The 20,765-nt window shown below is 72.7% G+C and carries 18 protein-coding genes; 8 read left to right on the top strand and 10 right to left on the bottom strand.

What is annotated here, in order from left to right:
* Window positions 1-69: 69 nt before the first annotated feature.
* The 6 genes from ABZY33_RS01915 to ssd all read right to left on the bottom strand — a co-directional run bounded on the left by ABZY33_RS01915 (window position 70) and on the right by ssd (window position 5,182).
* Window positions 70-444 (bottom strand): TadE family type IV pilus minor pilin, encoded by a 375-nt coding sequence (locus ABZY33_RS01915; protein ID WP_356489470.1) that lies wholly within the window; start codon window positions 442-444, stop codon window positions 70-72.
* Window positions 431-694 carry a DUF4244 domain-containing protein gene (locus ABZY33_RS01910; RefSeq protein WP_356489469.1) on the bottom strand — a complete coding sequence of 88 codons (264 nt, stop codon included), beginning with the start codon at window positions 692-694 and terminating at the stop codon, window positions 431-433. The genes ABZY33_RS01915 and ABZY33_RS01910 overlap by 14 nt, the downstream gene beginning before the upstream one ends.
* Before the next feature lie 83 nt (window positions 695-777).
* Window positions 778-1,578, bottom strand: coding sequence for a type II secretion system F family protein (locus ABZY33_RS01905; protein ID WP_356489468.1), 801 nt, complete (start codon window positions 1,576-1,578; stop codon window positions 778-780).
* Between the two features lie 75 nt (window positions 1,579-1,653).
* Window positions 1,654-2,502, bottom strand: coding sequence for a type II secretion system F family protein (locus ABZY33_RS01900; RefSeq protein ID WP_356489570.1), 849 nt, complete (start codon window positions 2,500-2,502; stop codon window positions 1,654-1,656).
* A 26-nt stretch (window positions 2,503-2,528) separates the two neighbouring features.
* Window positions 2,529-3,692 carry a TadA family conjugal transfer-associated ATPase gene (locus ABZY33_RS01895; RefSeq protein WP_356489467.1) on the bottom strand — a complete coding sequence of 388 codons (1,164 nt, stop codon included), beginning with the start codon at window positions 3,690-3,692 and terminating at the stop codon, window positions 2,529-2,531.
* A 353-nt stretch (window positions 3,693-4,045) separates the two neighbouring features.
* Window positions 4,046-5,182, bottom strand: a complete 1,137-nt coding sequence (gene ssd / locus ABZY33_RS01890) for a septum site-determining protein Ssd (protein WP_356489569.1) — start codon at window positions 5,180-5,182, stop codon at window positions 4,046-4,048.
* A 666-nt stretch (window positions 5,183-5,848) separates the two neighbouring features.
* Here ssd and ABZY33_RS01885 point away from each other — a divergent pair.
* Complete coding sequence (locus ABZY33_RS01885) at window positions 5,849-6,700, top strand: HAD-IB family hydrolase (protein ID WP_356489466.1); 852 nt, start codon at window positions 5,849-5,851, stop codon at window positions 6,698-6,700.
* A gap of 389 nt (window positions 6,701-7,089) precedes the next feature.
* Here the strand turns inward: ABZY33_RS01885 and ABZY33_RS01880 are convergent, their stop codons facing one another.
* On the bottom strand, window positions 7,090-7,914 hold the full coding sequence (locus ABZY33_RS01880) for an oxidoreductase (RefSeq protein ID WP_356489465.1): 825 nt from the start codon (window positions 7,912-7,914) through the stop codon (window positions 7,090-7,092).
* Window positions 7,915-8,015: 101 nt separating this feature from the next.
* Here ABZY33_RS01880 and ABZY33_RS01875 point away from each other — a divergent pair, with 101 nt between their 5' ends.
* Window positions 8,016-8,996, top strand: coding sequence for an ATP-binding protein (locus ABZY33_RS01875; protein ID WP_356489464.1), 981 nt, complete (start codon window positions 8,016-8,018; stop codon window positions 8,994-8,996).
* 6 nt (window positions 8,997-9,002) lie between these two features.
* Here ABZY33_RS01875 and ABZY33_RS01870 read toward each other — a convergent pair whose 3' ends face one another.
* A complete protein-coding gene (locus ABZY33_RS01870; RefSeq protein WP_356489463.1) occupies window positions 9,003-10,295 on the bottom strand; it encodes a hypothetical protein in 1,293 nt (430 codons plus the stop codon).
* A gap of 333 nt (window positions 10,296-10,628) precedes the next feature.
* Here ABZY33_RS01870 and ABZY33_RS01865 point away from each other — a divergent pair, with 333 nt between their 5' ends.
* The 6 genes from ABZY33_RS01865 to ABZY33_RS01840 all read left to right on the top strand — a co-directional run bounded on the left by ABZY33_RS01865 (window position 10,629) and on the right by ABZY33_RS01840 (window position 18,591).
* The gene (locus tag ABZY33_RS01865) at window positions 10,629-13,001 is read left to right on the top strand and encodes a SulP family inorganic anion transporter (protein ID WP_356489462.1); all 2,373 of its coding nucleotides are present in this window, start codon (window positions 10,629-10,631) and stop codon (window positions 12,999-13,001) included.
* Between the two features lie 124 nt (window positions 13,002-13,125).
* The gene (acs, locus tag ABZY33_RS01860) at window positions 13,126-15,141 is read left to right on the top strand and encodes an acetate--CoA ligase (RefSeq protein ID WP_356489461.1); all 2,016 of its coding nucleotides are present in this window, start codon (window positions 13,126-13,128) and stop codon (window positions 15,139-15,141) included.
* 212 nt (window positions 15,142-15,353) lie between these two features.
* Window positions 15,354-16,754 (top strand): Na+/H+ antiporter NhaA, encoded by a 1,401-nt coding sequence (nhaA, locus tag ABZY33_RS01855; protein ID WP_356489460.1) that lies wholly within the window; start codon window positions 15,354-15,356, stop codon window positions 16,752-16,754.
* Window positions 16,755-16,818: 64 nt separating this feature from the next.
* Window positions 16,819-17,337 (top strand): phage holin family protein, encoded by a 519-nt coding sequence (locus tag ABZY33_RS01850; protein ID WP_356489459.1) that lies wholly within the window; start codon window positions 16,819-16,821, stop codon window positions 17,335-17,337.
* Entirely contained in the window at window positions 17,334-18,287 is a 954-nt protein-coding gene (locus ABZY33_RS01845; protein WP_356489458.1) for an alpha/beta hydrolase, read from the top strand. The genes ABZY33_RS01850 and ABZY33_RS01845 overlap by 4 nt, the downstream gene beginning before the upstream one ends.
* A 118-nt stretch (window positions 18,288-18,405) precedes the next feature.
* The gene (locus ABZY33_RS01840) at window positions 18,406-18,591 is read left to right on the top strand and encodes a hypothetical protein (protein WP_356489457.1); all 186 of its coding nucleotides are present in this window, start codon (window positions 18,406-18,408) and stop codon (window positions 18,589-18,591) included.
* A 31-nt stretch (window positions 18,592-18,622) separates the two neighbouring features.
* Here ABZY33_RS01840 and ABZY33_RS01835 read toward each other — a convergent pair whose 3' ends face one another.
* Window positions 18,623-19,822 carry a MarP family serine protease gene (locus ABZY33_RS01835; protein WP_356489456.1) on the bottom strand — a complete coding sequence of 400 codons (1,200 nt, stop codon included), beginning with the start codon at window positions 19,820-19,822 and terminating at the stop codon, window positions 18,623-18,625.
* Between the two features lie 94 nt (window positions 19,823-19,916).
* On the bottom strand, window positions 19,917-20,762 hold the full coding sequence (locus tag ABZY33_RS01830; protein ID WP_356489455.1) for a CoA pyrophosphatase: 846 nt from the start codon (window positions 20,760-20,762) through the stop codon (window positions 19,917-19,919).
* Window positions 20,763-20,765 lie beyond the last annotated feature (3 nt).

Genomic DNA, 20,765 nt, shown 5'->3' with positions numbered 1-20,765 from the left:
AGGCGCCTCCCCGCACATCAACACCCCGCGCATCACCACCCGCACCCCGCGGCAGCGGCACAGCTTCGCTCACGTCTCCCTCACCGTGTCCTCCGCCACCGCCACGGCCTGCGCGCTCAGTTCGACGGCGAGGGGGCCCGGGCCGGCCGCTCGGGCCCGCACTGTCACCCGGACCAGGTCGCCCTCCCGGCTCACCTCGACCCGCGCCCCGCGCGGGGCGGCCTGGCGCGCAGCGTCGACGGCGGGGCCGCGTGCCTCCTGCCGGGCCACCGCCCTGGCCCCGGTCCGCGCCGCGTCCACGCACCGGATCTGCGCCGACGCCGCGAGGAGCGCCCAGAGCAGGCCCATCGTGAACGCCACCAGCACCGGCAGCACCACAGCAGCCTCGGCCGTCACCATGCCCCGGTCCCGCCGCCATCCGCGCACCGCCTCAGAACGATCCATGGAGCGCCTTCGCCACCAGGGACTGCAGCGCCGACTGCACGCCACCGCTCGTCATCACCTGGTACAGCAACCCGGCGAAACCCACCGCCGCGATCAGCCCGACGGCGTACTCGGCGCTGACCATGCCCGCATCCCGGCGCACCGACCGCACCGCCCGCACCCAGCGCAGCACCCGGTTCCACCACCGCCCGCGCGCCCGTACTCCGCGGCCGCCACGCGTTCCCCGTGTTTCCTGTGTCTCTGCCCTCATGACCTCAACCCCTCTTCTCATCAACGTCGTTCCCCCCTCACCCACGGAGGCGGCCCGGGTACGGGCTCCTCGCGGGCGTCCCCTCAGCGGCCGCCCAGCACCCCGTCCGCAAGGCCGATCACCACCGGCACCACCCCGATCACGAGAAATGCGGGCAGGAAACAGAGCCCCACCGGCGCGGTGATGATCACCGCGGCCCGGCGCGCGACCGCCGTCGCCCGCCGCCCCCGCTCGGCTCTGCACTCCGCGGCGAACTGCGCCACGGGTGCCGCCGCCGGGGCCCCGGACTCGCCGGCCCGTTCCAGCAGCCGGACCAGTGCCACGGCCCGGGGTATCGCTCTCAACTCCCTCCAAGCGACCCCTGGTTCGCCACCGAGCCGAACCTGCGCGGCGCCCCGCTCCATCGCCCGGCCGACCGGTCCTCCGACGGACTCCCCGACCACCCGCGCGGCCACCACCGGTTCGGCACCCGCCGCGATACACGCCGCCAACAGATCGGCCACGAGCGGGAGTTGTCGCTCGGCCTCGGCCCGCTCTCCTGCGTCCGGCACCGACGACGCCCCCACCCCCGCGGTCCGCCGCCCCTCCCGCTCACCCCACCATTTCCAGACGAACGCGCCTGCGATCACCCCGGTCACCAGGCCCGCCGGACCACCCACGAGCACATAACCCGCGCTCATCGCCCCGGCCGCCGGAGCCCATCGCCGAAACACGCCCGGCACTCCCCGCGACCGTCGCTCCGGCCGTGCTTCCGCTGCCGCCAGTACGATCCGCACGCGTCGCAGGGCCGCTCGTTCCCGCCGCCGCGCCGCGACCTCCTCCACCAGCAACGCCACCAGTACGGCAACGCACAGCACTACCCCCAGCCTGTGGAAAACCTCCATCACCTCTCCCTCCCTCGCTCCGAAGCGCCCTGTTCACGAGGCGCTCGGACATCACGCCGGTCACCACTGCGGACATCACGAACCCCGCCCGCACCCCTCCGCCCCCCGCACGATCCGCACGGCCCACCACAACCCCGCCGCCTCCAACGCCCCGCCCACCACCAGGCACCCCACCCCGGCTCCGGTGTGCAGCAACACCCGCAGCGGCTGCGCCCCCATGGCCGAGCCGAGCAACAGCCCCAGTGCCGGCAACCCCGCGAGCATCACCGCGGTCGACCAGGGACCGGCCAACTGCGCTTGCAGGTCGGCCCGCTGGTCCCGCTCCGCCCGCAGTGCTCCCGCCAGGCGATCGAGCCCGGCCGCCAGCCCGGCACCCCGGTCCACGGCCACCCGCCAGCACGCCGCGAGCCCATGCAGCCCCTCCGCTCCCGGCCGGCGCGCCGCCTCCCGCAGAGCACCGGCCACGTCGCCACCGAACCGCGCCGCGGCCACCACCCCCGCACCTCTCGCCCCGGGAAGCGCGTCCGACTCCCGGGCCGCGACAGCGAGCGCCTCTCCCGGCTGGCGGCCGGCCCGCACCTCGCCCGCCATGAGCCCGCACATCCGGATCACCGCGTCCCCGTGCCGCTCCCGCTCCCGGCGCGCCTCCCGGGCCCGCCGCGCCCGCGCCGCCCCGGGAACCGCGCCCAACCCGAGCAGAAGCGGCAACGGCGACGCCCCGGCCACCCCGATCACCGCCCCGGCGACCGCACACCCCCATTCCGGCCGCGCCCGGCCCCACCCCCACCACCGCTCGACCGCGCCCCGCCATCCCGGCACCGCCGCAGCGCCGAGCCCGCCGCCCATCACCACCCGGGCCCGCCGCACCTCAGCCTCCCGACGCGCGGCGGCCCACACCACCGCCACCACGCCCACCACGCCCAGCAGCGCCCCCGTCACCACTCCGCTCCTCACAGCGTCCGCACCCCCAACAGCCCCGCGAGCCGCGGCCACCCGTCCCCCGGTACGAACCCACGCTCGCCCCACTCCAACGCCGACACCGTCCGCACCCACCCCGCCGCGTCCCGCTCCAGCACATGGACCTGCGCGACCCGACGGCGCCCGCCCCGGTCCCGTACGAGATGGAGCACCACCGACACCGCGGCGGCCAACTGGCTGTGCAGCGCGGCCCGGTCGAGTCCGGCCGCCGTCCCCAGGGCCTCCAGGCGCACGGGAACATCGCCCGCCGCGTTGGCGTGGACCGTCCCGCTGCCTCCTTCGTGCCCGGTGTTCAGCGCGGCGAGCAGCGAGACCACCTCGGCGCCGCGCACCTCACCGACGACCAGCCGGTCGGGCCGCATCCGGAGGGCCTGCCGCACCAGGTCCGCGAGGTCGACCGCGCCGGCCCCCTCCTGGTTGGCCGGCCGCGCCTCCAACCGCACCACGTGGGGATGGTCGGGCCGCAACTCGGCGGAGTCCTCGGCCAGTACGATCCGCTCCTGCGGCCCGGCCAGACCCAGCAGCGCGCTCAGCAGCGTCGTCTTGCCGCTGCCCGTACCGCCGCTGATGAGATAAGACAGCCGCGCGTCGAGCAGCGCTCGCAGCACGCGGTCGCCGCCCGGTGGCACCGTGCCCGCCGCCACCAGTTCCTCCAGCGTGAAGGCGCGGGGCCGCACGACGCGCAGCGACAGGCAGGTGCAGCCGACCGCGATCGGCGGCAGCACCGCGTGCAGCCGCGTCCCGTCGGGCAGTCTCGCGTCCACCCAGGGCCGGGCATCGTCGAGGCGCCGCCCCACCACCGCCGCGAGGCGTTGCGCCAACCTCCTTACGGCGGCGGCACTTTCGAAGGAGACCGTGGTCGGTTCCAGGCCGCCACCCCGGTCCACCCACACCCGGTCCGGCGCCGACACCAGGACGTCCGTCACCGACGCGTCCGCGAGCAACGGCTCCAACGGCCCCGCACCCACCAGCTCGGAGCGCAGCTGCCCCGCCGCCCCCAACACCTCGGCGTCACCGAGGATCCGCCCCTGCGCCCGCAACGCCTCGGCCACGCGGGCCGGCGTCGCCTCCGCCCCGTTCTCCGCGAGCCACTGGCGCACGCCGTCCAGCATCCGCGCCCCCACCACCGCACTCATCCGCACTCCCCCGCATCCCTCGCCCACCACACCGACACCGACACCACAGCCACCACCGCCACCGCCACCACCGCCACAACTCCCGTCACTGCCAGCAGCACCGCCGCCGGAAGCTTCCGACTCACCCCGCTCACCCGAGCCATCGCCCAACCAGCTCCTCCACCCGCACCAGCACCACCGGCACAACTCCCGCCGCCACCACGGACACCACTCCCACCACCACCGGAACCATCCGCCTCACCCCACTCACACCACTCGCCCCCCTCACTGCACTCGCCCTGCTCACGCCACCCGCCCCACTCACTGCACCCGCCCTGCTCACCCCACCCGCCCCACTCACCCAACCCCGCTCATCACGCCCCACCCCCCTCCTCCACCCCCACCGGCATCCGCTCCCAGAACGCCGTGCAGAACCGCCCCAACGGCCCACCCGCCCCGAGCCCAGCCCCCGCACCGACCCCCGCGCAAGGCCCCGCCCCCGAACCCGTCCCGAGCCACCCCCGTCCCGGCCCCGCCGGCACCCGCCCGTCCACCGGGACCTCACCCGCGAGCGGCAGCCCCAGCAGCCGTGCCACCTCATCCCCGTCGAGCGTCCCGGCTCCGGACGCGGGTGCCGTGAGCACGCGCAGGTCCCGCAGCACCATCCCGACCGCGCCGGCCACCCGCCGGGCCGCCGCGACGGCTCGCAGCTCGGGTGGCACCACGAGCAGCCCGAGGTCGAGCTGGGCCAGCACCTCCACCGCCGCGGCGTCGACCCGGCGTGGCAGGTCCACCACGACGACCCCACCCCGGCGGCGGCCGGCCGCGAGCACCGCTCGTACCGCTTCGGGCGGCACCGGGGCCGACTCCCCGCGGTCCCAGCTCAGCAGCCGCAGATCGTGCAGCCGGGGCAGCGACTCCTCCAGCGCGGTACTGCCGACACGCCCCCGCGACTGAGCAAACGCGGGCCAGCGCAGGCCCTCCACCGCCTCGCCGCCGAGCAGTACGTCGAGCCCGCCGCCGAGCGGATCGGCGTCCACCAGGAGCGTGCGGTGGCCGGCGCGCGCGGCGGCCACCGCCAGCGCGCAGGCCAGCGTCGAGGCCCCCGCCCCGCCCCGGCCGCCGATCAGCCCGACGGTCAGCGCGGGGCGTCCCGCGCCCTCGGCGACATCGGCGATCCGGTCCATCAGCCACTGCTCGCCGTCGGGCAGCATCAGCACATGGTCGGCGCCGATCCCGACGGCGCGCTCCCACACCCCGGAGTCGTCCTGATCCCGCCCGACCAGGACGACGCCACGCCGCCGGGGCGCTCCGCGCAGCCGTACCGCCGCGTCGTCCCCGACCAGCACCAACGGCGCCGACTCCCAGCCGCCTCTGCCCCCGGGCGCCCCGTGCCCGACCTCCGGCCGTACGCCCGCCGCGGCGCACAGCCGCAGGAGGTCGTCAAGCAGCTCCACGTCCTCCGTCACGATCAGCGGCGCACGGCGCGCTCGCCACGCCTCGCCCGTCATGGCCTCCACCACGATCCGTCCCCCTTCTCGGCGCGCGCACCTGCACGCCCTCCGCACGCGTCCACACCGTCCGCACGCCTGTCGCGCACATCCGCATGCGTCCGCCCGCACCACCCGCCCGCACCCGCGGGCGATCCGACTGCCGCGAGGCCCGGCGCCCGGGCGCCGAATACCGGCCGTCCCGGCAGGGCCCGGCCATAACGAACCGGCCATGAACACCGGTCCGAACTTCGCGTGCGGAAACACCGTGCAGCGATCCCGGAAATCGTGGGGATCTTGGTCAATAACTGTGGACGTGAGAAGACTTGTGAATATCCCCATCACCCATACCGGTGACAAGCTGGATCCCGCGCAAAACTTTCACAGAGCAGCCCAACGGTCACGTAGAGTGACGACACGGGCCAAGGGCCGGATCCGGGCACTACACGAGGCGCGCACCGGCTCGAGGGCCGGGCGGACATGAAAAAAGGACCCGAAAACGGGTCCGGACATGCGACGACCCCCGCCGGGGGGGAGAGCGGGGGTCGTCCCCACGATCTGACTCGGGGGGGGAGGAGCCAGATCGGGGTAAACACGGTCGCGAACGATCCGTGACTTCCATGGTGTACCCGAGAGCCTTCTCAAGCAAACCCACACGCCACAGCTTACGCCGAATGGTGGGCGCCTATGCTCGAACTCGTGGAAATCCAGTCCTTGAGCCACTCCATGCCGCGCACAGCCGCCTTCTTTGACCTGGACAAGACGGTCATCGCTAAGTCGAGCACGCTCACCTTCAGCAAGTCGTTCTACCAAGGCGGGCTGATCAACCGCAGGGCCGTGCTGCGCACCGCGTACGCGCAGTTCGTCTTCCTGGCCGGCGGCGCCGACCACGACCAGATGGAGCGGATGCGCGCGTACCTGTCGGCCCTGTGCCGCGGCTGGAACGTGGAGCAGGTGAAGGAGATCGTCGCCGAGACGCTGCACGACCTGATCGACCCGATCATCTACGACGAGGCGGCGTCGCTCATCGAGGAGCACCACGGCGCCGGACGGGACGTCGTCATCGTCTCCACGTCGGGCGCCGAGGTGGTCGAGCCGATCGGCGGCCTGCTCGGCGCGGACCGGGTGGTGGCCACACGCATGGTCGTCGGCGAGGACGGCTGCTTCACCGGTGAGGTGGAGTACTACGCCTACGGGCCGACCAAGGCGGACGCCGTCAAGGAGCTGGCCGCGTCCGAGGGGTACGACCTCGCACGCTGCTACGCCTACAGCGACTCGGCGACCGACCTGCCGATGCTGAGCGCCGTGGGGCACCCGCACGCGGTCAATCCCGACCGGGCGCTGCGTCGCGAGGCGCTCGCGCGCGCATGGCCGATCCTGGATTTCCATCGGCCGGTCAGGCTCAAGCAGCGGCTGCCGAACCTCTCCGCCCCCTCCCGCCCGGCCCTTGTCGCGGCCGCGGCGGTGAGCGCCGCGGCCGTCACCGCGGGCCTGGTCTGGTACGCCAGCCGCCGCGGGACGGCAGCAGGCTCCCAGTAGGGCGCGCAGCCTCCCGGTAGGGCGGCACGCGGTGCGCCCGATTCGCCCCTAGTTGACCGTAAAAGTAAAGAAGTGGATCCAGGGCTTTCTCTTCCCCGAGGGGAGGAGTACAAAGGAATCAACGGCCCGCGAGACCAGGGACATCCGAGAGGATCACCTTCAACCGCAGTAAGGCCCCACGGACCGAAGCATGAACGCCGGGCACCCACGCGACGTCGACCCGTCGATTACGGGCCAGCCGCACCAGGCCACGGGCAACGTCCCGACCTGATGGGCAACTTTCGAGGACGCTTGGTAACCCGACGCTTCATGCATGGCGGCGGTACGAGTGCTCGTACCGCCGCACCCCTTTTCTTTGGCCCTACTACGGGCTCACACCGGCGGGCGTCCTATGCGGCGCCGCGTTGCAGCGCCTCGCACACCGCGGTGGACTCCCGGACACCGAGTTCCACGGCCTTGCCGCAGTGCGCGATCCACGCGGCCATCCCCTCCGGCGTACCGGACACATAGCCTTCGAGCGCCGCCGCGTACGCGGCCCGCCCCAGCTCCGCGTGGCCGACCTCGGCCGGGCAGATCGACTTCGGGTCGAGGCCGCTGCCCACCAGGACGACGCGCTCGGCGGCCCGGGCGACCAGGCCGTTGTGCGAGCCGAACGGGCGCAGGGCCAGCAGTTCGCCATGGACGACCGCGGCGCTCACCAGGGCGGGCGCCGAGGTGCCGCCGATGACCAGCTGCGAGAGCCCCTCCAGCCGGCCCGCCACCTCGGCGGCGTCCGGCAGCGGGAGTTCGATCAGCGGCTCGTCGACCGGTTCGCCCGCGGTGCGCGGACGCCCCACCGCCTCCGCCCGGTCGGCGGCGGCCACCAGGTGCAGCCGCGCGAGCACCCGCAGGGGCGACTGCCGCCAGATGGACAGGAGCTGGCCCGCCTCGGCGGTCAGCCGCAGGGCCGCGCCGACCGCGGGGGCCTGGTCGTCGCCGTCCGCGCCGCTGAAGTCGGTGCGCCGGCGCACCTCTTCCAGCGCCCAGTCGGCGCCGGACAGCGCCGCACTGCCGCGCGCGCCGCGCAGTGCCGCCTCCGAGGTGACCTCGTTGCTGCGGCGCCGCATGACCCGGTGTCCGTAGACCCGGTCCACGGCCTTGCGCACGGAGTCCACGGAGTCGCTCACGCCAGGGAGCGTGCCGAGCGTGGCAAGGGGATCGGCTGTCGTACTCATGAGTACGACCCTACGGGCCGCGGGACCGCGCCCCACGAAGGAGTGGTCTTCTTCACGCCCTTTCGCCACCACCCGCAGTCATACCACTACGCTACGTGAACATGAAGATCGCTTTCGTGGGGAAGGGCGGCAGCGGCAAGACCACGCTGTCCTCGCTCTTCATCCGTCACCTCGCCACCACCGGGTCCCCGGTCGTCGCCGTGGACGCCGACATCAACCAGCACCTCGGAGCCGCGCTCGGGCTCGACGAGGAGGTCTCCGCCGAGCTGCCCGCCATGGGCGCGCGGCTGCCGCTCATCAAGGAGTACCTGCGCGGCTCGAACCCGCGGATCGCCTCGGTCGACACGATGATCAAGACGACGCCGCCCGGGGAGGGCTCCCGGCTGCTGCGCGTCGGTGAGAACAACCCGGTCTACGACGCCTGCGCGCGGCCGGTGGAACTCGACGGCGCCACCGTGCGTTTGATGGTCACCGGACCCTTCACCGAGGCCGACCTCGGTGTCGCCTGCTACCACTCCAAGACCGGAGCGGTGGAGCTCTGCCTGAACCACCTCGTCGACGGCAGAGGGGAGTACGTGGTGGTCGACATGACCGCGGGCTCCGACTCCTTCGCCTCGGGCATGTTCACCCGCTTCGACATGACCTTCCTCGTGGTCGAGCCGACGCGCAAGGGCGTCTCCGTCTACCGCCAGTACAAGGAGTACGCGCAGGACTTCGGCGTCGCGCTGCGGGTGGCGGGGAACAAGGTGCGGGACGACAGCGACCTCGACTTCCTGCGCTCCGAGATCGGGGACGACCTGCTCGTCACCGTCGGCCATTCGGACTGGGTGCGCGCCATGGAGAAGGGGCGTCCGCCGCGCTTCGACCTCCTGGAGGAGCACAACAAGGCGGCCCTGCTGGCGCTTCAGGACGCCGTCGACGCGACGTACGAGGCGCGGGACTGGGAGCGGTACACGCGGCAGATGGTGCACTTCCACCGCAAGAACGCGCAGAGCTGGGGCAACGAGAGGACCGGAGCCGATCTCGTGGCGCAGATCGACCCCGGCTTCGTCCTTCAGGAGAGCGTCAGCGCGCCTGTCTGACCGGGCTCACGACCTGGTGGCCGGTGTCCCCGAGGCCGCTGGGGACGCCGGAGCGGCAGCGGCCGGCTTGTCCGTGAGGAGGGCGTCCCAGCCGTGCTCGGGCGCCTTCCCCACTTCGAGGCCGGCGAGCTTGTCCAGGGTCTTCGGGTCCTGGGCGTCGAGCCAGTCGGCGAGCTGCCGGAAGGAGACGCAGCGGACCTCGGGCTTGTTGCAGACCGTCTCGACGGTCTGTTCGACGGCCCGCATGTAGACGCCGCCGTTCCAGGACTCGAAGTGGTTGCCGATGAGCAGCGGGGCGCGGTTGCCGTTGTAGGCGCGCTCGAAGCCCGCCAGGAGGCTGTCGCGCATCTGGTCACCCCAGTAGGCGCGACGGGAGGGGTCGCCCTTCGTCGTGCCCGACTGGTTGACCATGAAGTTGTAGTCCATGGTGAGCTGCTCGTAGGAGTGCCCGCGGAAGGGGACGAGCTGCATGGACAGGTCCCACAGGCCTTCCTTCTTCTTGGGCCACAGCTGGTTGTTGACGCCGCTGGTGTCGTAGCGGAAGCCGAGGTCGTGGCCGGCGCGCATGAAGTTCTTCTGGCCTTCGAGGCAGGGGGTGCGGGCGCCGACGAGTTCCTTGTCGTAGTCGAAGGGCAGCGGCGCCGCCTTGTGGGTGCCCGTGTTGGTCTTCCACGTCTTGACGAAGGACTTGGCCTGCTCGATCTCGCTCTTCCACTCGTCCACCGACCACTCGCCGACGCCGCCGCCGCCGCAGAAGTGGCCGTTGAAGTGGGTGCCGATCTCGTTGCCCTCGAGCCAGGCGCCGCGCAGTTGCTCGACGGTGTCCTTGATTCCCCTGGCGTCGTTGAAGCCGATGTCCGAGCGGCCGGGCGAGTGCTGCGGCGGGTGGTAGAGGTCCTTCTTGGCCCCGGGCAGCATGTACACGCCGCTGAGGAAGTACGTCATGGTCGCGTGGTTCTTCTTGGCGACCTCGCGGAAGTGCGAGAAGAGGTGCTGGCTGTCCTCCCCGGCGCCGTCCCAGGAGAAGACCACGAACTGCGGGGGCTTCTGTCCGGGTCTGAGCCGCTTGGCCGTGGGCAGGTGCGGCTGCCGGCCGGTGTACGCGGTCGAGCCGTCGCCGATCAGCTGGACGGCGGTGCCGGGTGCGGCGGGAGCGGCTTTCTTGGGACCCCCCGCGCCCGGGTCGGGCGCCGCGGGGGTGGCGCGGTGCGCGCAGCCGGCGAGGGCCGCGGCACACGCCGCGGCGGCGGCGACGGCCGCGGTGATCCTCAGGGTGTCGATCCTCTGGGTGGCGGCCATCGGTGGCCCACCTGCTCTCTGGAGTCGGCCCGCAAGACGGGTGGCGTGGGCCGCCCGCGCACGTGCGGGCGGCCCCGTCAACGTCGCACGAAGATCGCGCCGTATTAATACGACAAGCCGACTTAAATGACGAATAACTCCATAGAGTTGATTTCTAGCCCATTTGCACCATTTATCCGACCCCAAGCTTTACTCTGCATTACGATCCATTTACCGAGTGTTGCATTCCTCCCGCCGCTGCACGCCGTGAACCACGGCCGCGAACCGACCCCGCCCACCGTTCGGGGTCCCCCCTTTCCGCGACCGCGCTGCACCCCTCAGGAGACGGGATCCATGACAGCCTGCGTACCCACCCGCCCCAGTGACCCCGACCGGACGGACGAGCCCACCGCCACCGCCCGCACGGCGCACAGCCCCCCACCGGCGCCCCGCCGCTTCCGGATCGCGGGAGCCGACCTGTCGGCCTCCATCGCGGTCTTCCTCATCGCCCTGCCCCTGTCCCTCGGCATCGCCCTGGCCACCGGCGCCCCCCTCGAAGCGGGGCTCGTCGCCGCCGCCGTCGGCGGACTGCTCGCCGGGCTGCTGGGCGGCGCCGCACTCCAGGTCAGCGGCCCCGCGGCCGGACTGACCGTGGTCACCGCCGAGCTCATCCAGCGGTACGGCTGGCGGACCACCTGCGCCATCACCGTCCTCGCCGGCGTGGCCCAACTCGGCCTCGGCTGCCTGCGGGTGGCCCGCACGGCGCTCGCCGTCAGCCCCGCCGTCGTCCACGGCATGCTCGCCGGCATCGGCGTCACCATCGCCGTCGCCCAGCTGCACATCGTCCTCGGCGGCACCCCCGAGAGCGCGGTGCTCGCCAATGTGGCGGCGCTGCCCGCCCAGTTGCTCCACGCCCAGCCGGCCGCGTACGGCGTCGGCCTCCTCACCCTCGCCGTCCTCTTCTCCTGGCCGCGCCTGCCGGGCCGGGCCGGACGCCTGCTGCGCAAGGTGCCCGCGGCGCTCGTCGCGGTGACCTCCGCGACCGTGGTGACCGCGCTGTTCGGCCTCACCCTGCCCAAGGTCGACCTGCCCTCATGGAGCAGCCATGCGCTGGCCGGGCTGCCCGACGGGCCCGTCCTCGGGATCGCCGCCGCCGTCCTGACCACCACCCTGGTCTGCAGCGTGCAGTCGCTGCTCGGCGCCGTCGCCGTCGACAAGCTGGCCGCCTCCCGCTCCGACCTGCCGCCCACGGCGCGCCGCTCGAACCTGAACAGGGAGCTGCTGGGCCAGGGCGCCGCGAACATCGTCTCCGGATCGCTCGGCGGCCTGCCCGTCGCCGGGGTCGCGGTCCGCTCGACGGCGAATGTGAACGCGGGCGCGGTCAGCCGGAACTCCACGATGCTGCACGGCGTTTGGGTAGTAGCGGCCACCCTGCTCCTGGTTCCCGTCCTGGAGCTGATCCCGCTCGCCTCGCTCGCCGCCCTGGTGATGGCCGTCGGCATCCAGATGGTCTCCCTCCACCACATCCGCACGGTCACCCGCCACCGTGAGGTCCTGGTCTACGTCGTGACCACCCTCGGCGTCGTCGTCCTCGGCGTCCTCGCAGGCGTGGGGCTCGGGGTCGCGGTGGCCGTCGCCGTCGCGCTCCACCGCCTCGCCCGCACCCGTATCACGCACGAGGAGGACGCGCGGGGCGCCCACCACGTGCGCGTGCGCGGGCAGTTGACGTTCCTCGCGGTGCCGCGGCTCAGCCGGGTGCTGCACCACGTACCGCACGGCGCGCAATGCGTCGTGGAGCTGGACGGATCATTCATGGACCATGCCGCGTACGAGGCGTTGCAGGACTGGGAGAAGACGCACACCGCGCAGGGCGGCCAGGTGGAGCTGGCCGGGCGCGGGGGGCGGCGGATCGCCGAGCCCGCGCGCGCGAGCCACTCCTGCTGCCGGCCCTGGACGCCGTGGCGCAACCACCACTGCGACCGGCCCACCGCCGCGGCGCCCGAGACCGCCCCGCCGCGCGGCGCGTACCAGCTGGCCAGCGGGATCAGCGCGTTCCAGCGCACCACGGCACCGCTGGTCCGTGGTGAGCTGGCCCGGCTGGCCGCGGAGGGGCAGCAGCCCACCCAGCTCTTCCTCACCTGCGCCGACTCACGGCTCGTCACGTCGATGATCACGTCGAGCGGACCGGGCGACCTCTTCGTCGTGCGGAACGTGGGGAATCTGGTCCCGCTGCCCGGCGCCGAGAGCGGCGACGACTCGGTGGCGGCCGCCATCGAGTACGCCGTGGACGTGCTGAAGGTGCAGTCGATCACCGTCTGCGGGCACTCCGGATGCGGGGCCATGCAGGCGCTGCTGAGCACTCCGCCGGCCGGGGCGGGGGCGCTCACCCCGCTCAAGCGGTGGCTGCGGCACGGCGCGCCGAGCCTGGCGCGGCTGGCCGACGAGGGGCTGCCAGGGGCGCGGCTCGCCGGGCGGGCGCCCGCCGACGAGGTCGAGCGGCTCGGTCTCACCAACGTCGTCCAGCAGTTGGAGCACCTGCGGGCGCACGGGTCGGTGGCCGCGGCCCTGGCGCAGGGCACGTTGGAGTTGCACGGCATGTACTTCCACGTGGGCGAGGCGCAGGCGTATCTGCTGGAGGAGTCCGATCTCGTCTTCGGACAGGTCGCCGCGGCCCCCTTCGACGAGAGCGAGGTGGGCGGCGAGGTCACCGGCGGCGCGCGGAGCTGAACCCTTCCTGTCCCTCTCCCGTGCCCTGGGTGAGCACGTACGGCTCCCGGCTCTCACGGCCGGGGGCCGTCTACAGGTCTAAACCAATTCGCCGACCCCCCTTGTCACCAGGGGCCGGCGTCTGATGAGCTGTGGTTTGGGACACAACGGTCGCCCGGCGAAGCACCGTAAGGGAGATGTCGTGAGCAACGAAAGCCTGGCCAACCTCTTGAAGGAGGAGCGTCGCTTTGCGCCGCCCGCCGACCTGGCGGCGCACGCCAACGTCACGGCGGAGGCGTATGAGCGGGCCAAGGCTGACCGGCTCGGTTTCTGGGCCGAGCAGGCCCGCCGCCTGAGCTGGGAGACCGAGCCGACCGAGACGCTGGACTGGTCGAACCCGCCGTTCGCGAAGTGGTTCGCCGACGGGAAGCTGAACGTCGCCTACAACTGCGTCGACCGGCACGTCGAGGCGGGGAACGGTGAGCGGGTCGCGATCCACTTCGAGGGCGAGCCGGGCGACAGCCGGGCGATCACCTACGCGGAGCTGAAGGACGAGGTCAGCCGGGCGGCGAACGCGCTGACCGAGCTGGGCGTCCAGCAGGGCGACCGGGTCGCGGTCTACCTGCCGATGATCCCCGAGGCGGTCATCGCGATGCTGGCCTGCGCCCGGATCGGCGCCGCGCACTCGGTGGTCTTCGGCGGGTTCTCCGCCGACGCGATCGCCAAGCGGATCGAGGACGCGGACGCCAAGGTCGTCATCACCTCCGACGGCGGTTACCGCCGCGGCAAGCCCTCCGCGCTCAAGCCCGCCGTCGACGAGGCCGTCGGCCGGGTCGCCGGTGTCGAGAGCGTGCTCGTCGTGCGCCGCACCGGGCAGGACGTGGCCTGGACCGAGGGCCGTGACGTGTGGTGGCACGACGTCGTCGGACGTCAGTCGGCCGAGCACACGCCGCAGGCGTTCGACGCCGAGCAGCCGCTGTTCATCCTCTACACCTCCGGCACGACGGGGAAGCCGAAGGGCATCCTGCACACGTCCGGCGGCTACCTCACCCAGGCCAGCTACACGCACCACGCGGTCTTCGACCTCAAGCCGGAGAGCGACGTGTACTGGTGCACGGCCGACATCGGCTGGGTCACCGGGCACTCCTACATCACCTACGGGCCGCTCTCGAACGGTGCGACGCAGGTCATCTACGAGGGCACCCCGGACACCCCGCACCAGGGCCGGTTCTGGGAGATCGTGCAGAAGTACGGCGTCACGATTCTCTACACGGCCCCCACGGCCATCCGTACGTTCATGAAGTGGGGCGACGACATCCCCGCCAAGTTCGACCTGTCCACCCTGCGCGTGCTGGGCTCGGTGGGCGAGCCGATCAACCCCGAGGCGTGGGTCTGGTACCGCAAGAACATCGGCGGCGACCGGTGTCCGATCGTCGACACCTGGTGGCAGACCGAGACCGGCGCCATCATGATCTCGCCGCTGCCCGGTGTCACCGAGACCAAGCCCGGCTCCGCCCAGCGCGCCCTGCCCGGCATCGCGGCGACCGTCGTCGACGACGAGGCCCGCGAGGTACCCGACGGCGGTGGAGGCTACCTGGTCCTCACCGAGCCGTGGCCCTCCATGCTGCGCACCATCTGGGGCGACGACCAGCGGTTCATCGACACGTACTGGTCGCGTTTCGAGGGCCGCTACTTCGCCGGCGACGGCGCCAAGAAGGACGACGACGGCGACCTCTGGCTGCTCGGCCGCGTGGACGACGTGATGCTCGTCTCCGGCCACAACATCTCGACCACCGAGGTCGAATCGGCGCTCGTCTCCCACCCGGCCGTCGCCGAGGCCGCCGTGGTCGGCGCCGCCGACGCCACGACCGGCCAGGCCATCGTCGCCTTCGTCATCCTGCGCTCCACCGCCGACGCCGAGGACGAGGGCCTCGTGGCCGAGTTGCGCAACCACGTCGGCACGGTCCTCGGCCCGATCGCCAAGCCCAAGCGGGTCCTGCCCGTCGCCGAGCTGCCCAAGACCCGCTCCGGCAAGATCATGCGCCGCCTCCTGCGCGACGTCGCGGAGAACCGCGCGGTCGGCGACGTCACCACCCTCGCCGACTCCTCCGTGATGGACCTCATCCAGACCAAGCTGCCCGCGGCCCCCAGCGAGGACTGACCGGCCGGCCCGCCAAAAGCGGCGGCAGACGTGACGGGCACCCGGCGAGCGCGCCGGGTGCCCGTCTCGTGCGTATCGTGATGATCACCAGGCACGCCTGGTGCACCCGGTAGGGTGAAGACGCGTCACGAACGCGAGAGCAGTCCACAGGGTGTGCCGGGAAGTCTGGTCGGCGATGTCGTCAGCCGTACCCGACCGGAGGTCCCCCGCCCGTGAGCACCCCCCAGAAGAGCGGCCGCACCGTGTTCGGCCGGCTCTCCCTGTCCGAGCGGACCTTCGTGGCCGACGCCCTGCGGACCGAGACGGTCGGCGGGATGCTGCTGCTCGTCGCCGCCGTCGCGGCGGTCGTCTGGGCGAACGTACCGGCGCTGCACCACGGCTACGAGACCTTCCGCGACGTCCATCTCGGGCCCGGCGTGCTCGGCCTTAACCTCTCGCTCGAACACTGGGCCGCCGACGGCCTGCTGGCCGTCTTCTTCTTCGTCGCCGGTATCGAACTCAAACGCGAACTCGTCGCGGGTGACCTGCGCGACCCACGCGCCGCCGCGCTCCCGGTCGCCGCCGCGGTCTGCGGCATGGCCGCGCCCGCGCTCGTCTACACGGTGGTGAACGTCGTCGGAGGCGGGTCGCTGGGCGGCTGGGCCGTGCCGACCGCGACCGACATCGCGTTCGCGCTGGCCGTCCTCGCCGTCCTCGGTACCTCGCTGCCGAACGCCCTGCGCGCCTTCCTGCTCACCCTCGCGGTCGTCGACGACCTGCTCGCCATCCTGATCATCGCGGTCTTCTTCACCGACCAGCTGAACTTCGCCGCCCTCGGCGGCGCCTTCGCCGGCCTCGTCCTCTTCTGGCTGCTGCTGCGCAAGAACGTCCGCGGCTGGTACGTCTACGTGCCGCTCGCCCTCGTCATCTGGGGGCTGATGTACAACAGCGGCGTCCACGCCACCATCGCCGGTGTCGCCATGGGGCTGATGCTGCGCTGCACCCGCCGCGACGGCGAGGAGCACTCCCCCGGCGAGCACATCGAGCATCTGGTGCGCCCGCTCTCGGCCGGTCTCGCGGTGCCGCTGTTCGCCCTGTTCAGCGCGGGTGTGCTGGTGTCGGGCAAGGCGCTCGGGGACGTGTTCACCGCGCCCGAGACGCTCGGGGTCGTCCTCGGCCTCGTCGTCGGCAAGGCGCTCGGCATCTTCGGCGGTACGTGGCTGACGGCCCGGTTCACCAGCGCCTCGCTCTCCTCCGAGCTGGCCTGGCCGGACGTCTTCGCGGTGGCCTCGCTCGCGGGGATCGGCTTCACCGTCTCGCTCCTGATCGGCGAACTCGCCTTCGCCGACGACGCCCTGCTGACCGACGAGGTCAAGGCGGCCGTGCTCATCGGCTCGGTGATCGCGGCCCTGTTCAGCGCCGTACTGCTGAAGATCCGCAACGCCAAGTACCGCGCCCTGTGGGAGGCGGAGGAGCGCGACGAGGACCAGGACGGCGTGCCCGACATCTACCAGGAGGGCCGTCCGGAGTACCACCTGCGGATGGCCGCGCTCTACGAGGAGAAGGCCGCGGAGCACCGAAGGCTTGCCGAAGTGGCGGCCGGGGAAGGCGCCGGAGGCGAGCGTCCGGCATGATCTGACATCAAGTCCGCACATCCGGAGCATCCACCGGCTTCTATCAGGAAACAGGGAGTACGCGATGAGCGCACCCGACGGCAGCACGGTCAGCACAGTCGGCGCCGAACGCAGCATCGGCCAGCTGTTCGCCTCGGCGACGACCGAGATGTCCGCACTGGTGCACGACGAGATCGCCCTCGCCAAGGCGCAGCTCAAGCAGGACGTGAAGAAGGGCGCGGTCAGCGGCGGCGCCTTCTCCGCGGCGCTGACGGTGCTGATCTTCTCGCTGCCGATGCTGAGCTTCGCGCTGGCGTACGGCATCAACGCCTGGACGGGCGGGCACAACGGCAACGGCGGCTGGAACCTCGCCTGGTGCTTCCTGCTCTCGTTCGCCGCGAGCCTGCTCCTCGCCGGGCTGCTCGCGCTGATCGGCTCGTCCTTCGCGAAGAAGGCCAAGAAGGGCAAGGGCCCGCAGAAGGTCGCCGCCTCGGTCAAGGAGACGGCGGGCGTACTGGGGAACGCCAAGCCGCACCCCCGTCAGGTGACGCCCGGCGACCATGTCCCCGAGGCCATCGAGGCTGTGGCACGCTCGTCTTCATGACGGACCCCGCCACTCCTTCGGCCCAACCGCCTTCCTCGGTCGTACGGCTCGACGTCCCGGGCGCGCCCGGCGTGATCCACCGGGACGTCGCGGCGAACGGCGCGCGCTTTCACATCGCGGAGCTGGGTGACGGGCCGCTCGTGCTGCTGCTGCACGGTTTCCCGCAGTTCTGGTGGACGTGGCGCCACCAGCTCGGCGCGCTCGCCGACGCCGGGTTCCGGGCCGTCGCCATGGACCTGCGGGGCGTGGGCGGCAGCGACCGCACGCCACGCGGGTACGACCCGGCCAACCTCGCGCTCGACATCACCGGGGTGGTGCGCTCGCTCGGCGAGCCGGACGCGGCGCTGGTCGGGCACGACCTCGGCGGCTACCTCGCGTGGACGGCGGCGGTGATGCGGCCCAAGCTGGTGCGCCGGCTCGCGGTCTCCTCGATGCCGCACCCGCGCCGCTGGCGCTCGGCCATGGTGTCGGACCTCAAGCAGACCGCCGCCGGGTCGTACATCTGGGGGTTCCAGCGGCCGTGGCTGCCCGAGCGGCAACTGGCGGCGGACGACGCGGCCTTGGTGGGCCGGCTGGTCCGCGACTGGTCGGGGCCGCGCCAGCCCGACGACGAGAGCGTCGAGGCGTACCGGCGGGCGATGTCCATCCCCTCGACGCCGCACTGCTCGATCGAGCCGTACCGGTGGATGGTGCGGTCGCTGGCCCGGCCCGACGGCATCCAGTTCAACCGGCGCATGAAGCGGCCGGTGCGGGTGCCGACGCTGCATCTGCACGGCTCGCTCGACCCGGTGATGCGCACACGCAGCGCCGCGGGGTCCGGCGAGTACGTCGAAGCGCCCTACCGCTGGCGGCTCTTCGACGGTCTGGGCCACTTCCCGCACGAGGAAGATCCGGCCGCGTTCTCCAAGGAACTGGTGAGCTGGCTCCAGGACCCCGAGCCCGACCGGTGAGCGGGCCGGGTGCGGGTGGGAACGCCTGTCCTACGAACAGCCAAATGCCTGCCGCATAGGCCAATTTGGGGGGCGTGGGCGAGATTACCGACCATGGGGCCCGGGCAGACGTCGGTGTATGGGCTGGACGCACGACTTCAGTGACGCAGCACGCAATCGCCGCCCAGCGATGACGCTGGGCTCTCCCCAGAGGGGCGCGCCGCAGAGCCATGTGGCGCACGATCCCCGGCTGGGAATTCCGCGCATCCTGCGGCGCCGGGCCCGGTGGGTGTCGGCCCGGCTGCGCCACAGCGGGCGCGGCTGACATGACGCCCGGCACCTGAGCGCGCGCCGGGCTACAGCGCGCAGGCGTCCGTGCCGACCTGCTGGACCGCCGTGCGGCCGCGGGTGATGTCGGTGTCGATCTCGTCCCTGGTGAGCGCGTAGCCCGTCTCCGTGCTGTCCAGGGACTTGGCGAAGACCACGCCGTAGACCCGGCCGTCCGGGGTCAGCAGTGGGCCGCCGGAGTTGCCCTGACGGACCGTCGCGTACAGCGAGTACACGTCGCGCCGGATCGTGCCCCGGTGGTAGATGTCCGGGCCGTCCGCGGTGATGCGGCCGCGCAGCCGCGCGGGGCGCACGTCGTACGCGCCGTTCTCCGGGAAGCCCGCGACGATCGCACCGCCGCCGCGCCGCGCGTCCGTCGCCGTGAACCGCAGCGGGGGCGCCGTCAGCTCCGGCACGTCCAGGACGGCGATGTCGCGCTTCCAGTCGTAGAGCACGACCTTGGCGTCGTACTTGATGCCCTCGCCGCCGATCTGCACGGTGGGCGCCTCGACCCCGCCGACCACGTGCGCGTTGGTCATCACCCGGCGGTCGGAGAAGACGAAGCCGGTGCCTTCGAGGACCTTGCCGCAACTGGGGGCCTGGCCCACGACCTTGACGATCGAGCGCCGCGCGGTCCGTGCGGCCGCGCTGTGCGCGAGCGCCGGGTCGGGCGGCTGAACCTCGGTGATCGGCTCGTCGGCGAACGGGCTGAAGACCTGGGGGAAACCGTTCTGCGCGAGCGTGGAGGAGAAGTCGGCGAACCAGGTGTCGGCCTGGGTGGGCAGCACCCGCGCCACCCCGAGCAGCACCTTCGAGCCGCGCACCTCGGTGCCGAGCGTGGGCAGCGCCGTGCCGGCGAGGGCGGAACCTATCAGCCAGGCGACCAGGAGCATCGCCCCCACGTTGACCAGGGCGCCGCCCGTCGCGTCGACCGCGCGCGCCGGGGACCAGGTGATGTACCGCCGCAGCTTGTTGCCCAGATGCGTGGTGAAGGCCTGGCCCACCGAGGCGCAGACGATCACGACGACCACCGCGACGACCGCGGCGGTCGTGGTCACCTCGGCGTCACTGGTGGCGGCGCCCCAGACGGCGGGCAGCGCGTAGACGGCGACGAGACCTCCGCCCAGGAAACCGGTCACCGACAGGACACCGACCACGAAGCCCTGGCGGTACCCCACGATCGCGAACCAGACGGCGGCCGCCAGCAGCAGAATGTCCAGCACGTTCACCGAATTCCGGCCTCGCCTCGCATCGCACGTGTCCACTTCCGCGCCGGAGCGCCGGGGGAGGTCCCCGGGACGGCACGGCACGGGGGCCACCCTGTCATGCGCGCCAGTCGAGTGGGACCGTCTTGGCCCGGTCCCAGGGGCGCTCCCACCCCGCGTGGTGCAGGATCCGGTCGATCACGCCGGCCGTGAAACCCCAGACCAGAGCCGATTCCACCAGGAACGCGGGGCCGCGGTGGCCGCTGGGGTGGACCGTCGTCGCGCGGTTCGCCGGGTCCGTGAGATCCGCCACCGGGACCGTGAAGACGCGCGCCGTCTCCGCCGGATCGACCGCCGCGACCGGGGTCGGCACCCGCCACCAGCCGAGCACGGGCGTCACCACGAACCGGCTCACCGGGATGTACAGCGGCGGCAGCACGCCGAAGAGCTGGACGCCGCGCGGGTCGAGCCCCGTCTCCTCCCACGCCTCGCGCAGCGCGGCCCGCAACGGGCCCTCGCTGCGCGGGTCGCCGTCCTCGGGGTCGAGGGCGCCGCCGGGGAAGGACGGCTGGCCCGCATGCGATCTGAGCGAGCCCGCCCGCTCCATCAGGAGCAGCTCGGGGCCGCGCTCGCCCTCGCCGAACAGGATGAGGACCGCGGACTGCCGGCCGCCGCCGTCCTCGGGCGGCAGGAAGCGGCTCAGCTGGTCGCCGGTGAGGGTGCGGGCCGCGTCCGCGACGGGGGTCAGCCAGGCGGGCAGGCCGGCCGTGCGCACCCCGACGTCCGGGACGGGCGGCAGTCCCCCTGCGGGGCCGGCCCCACCGCCCCCGGGTGCCGTCGCACCGGGCACGTCCCCGGCGACGCCGAGGTCAGCGGCCCCGGCGTGCTCTCCGGTGGCGTCGCCGGACGCGGGGGCGCCGCCGCTCGGCGCCCCGCTCCCGCTCACCCGCTTCATCTCACTCACGTG

The sequence above is a fragment of the Streptomyces sp. NPDC006552 genome (assembly GCF_040611655.1).
Classification (GTDB): Bacteria; Actinomycetota; Actinomycetes; order Streptomycetales; family Streptomycetaceae; genus Streptomyces.
The sequence above is the reverse complement of the archived record's forward strand: the minus strand, read 5'-3'. Positions and strand labels throughout refer to the sequence as shown.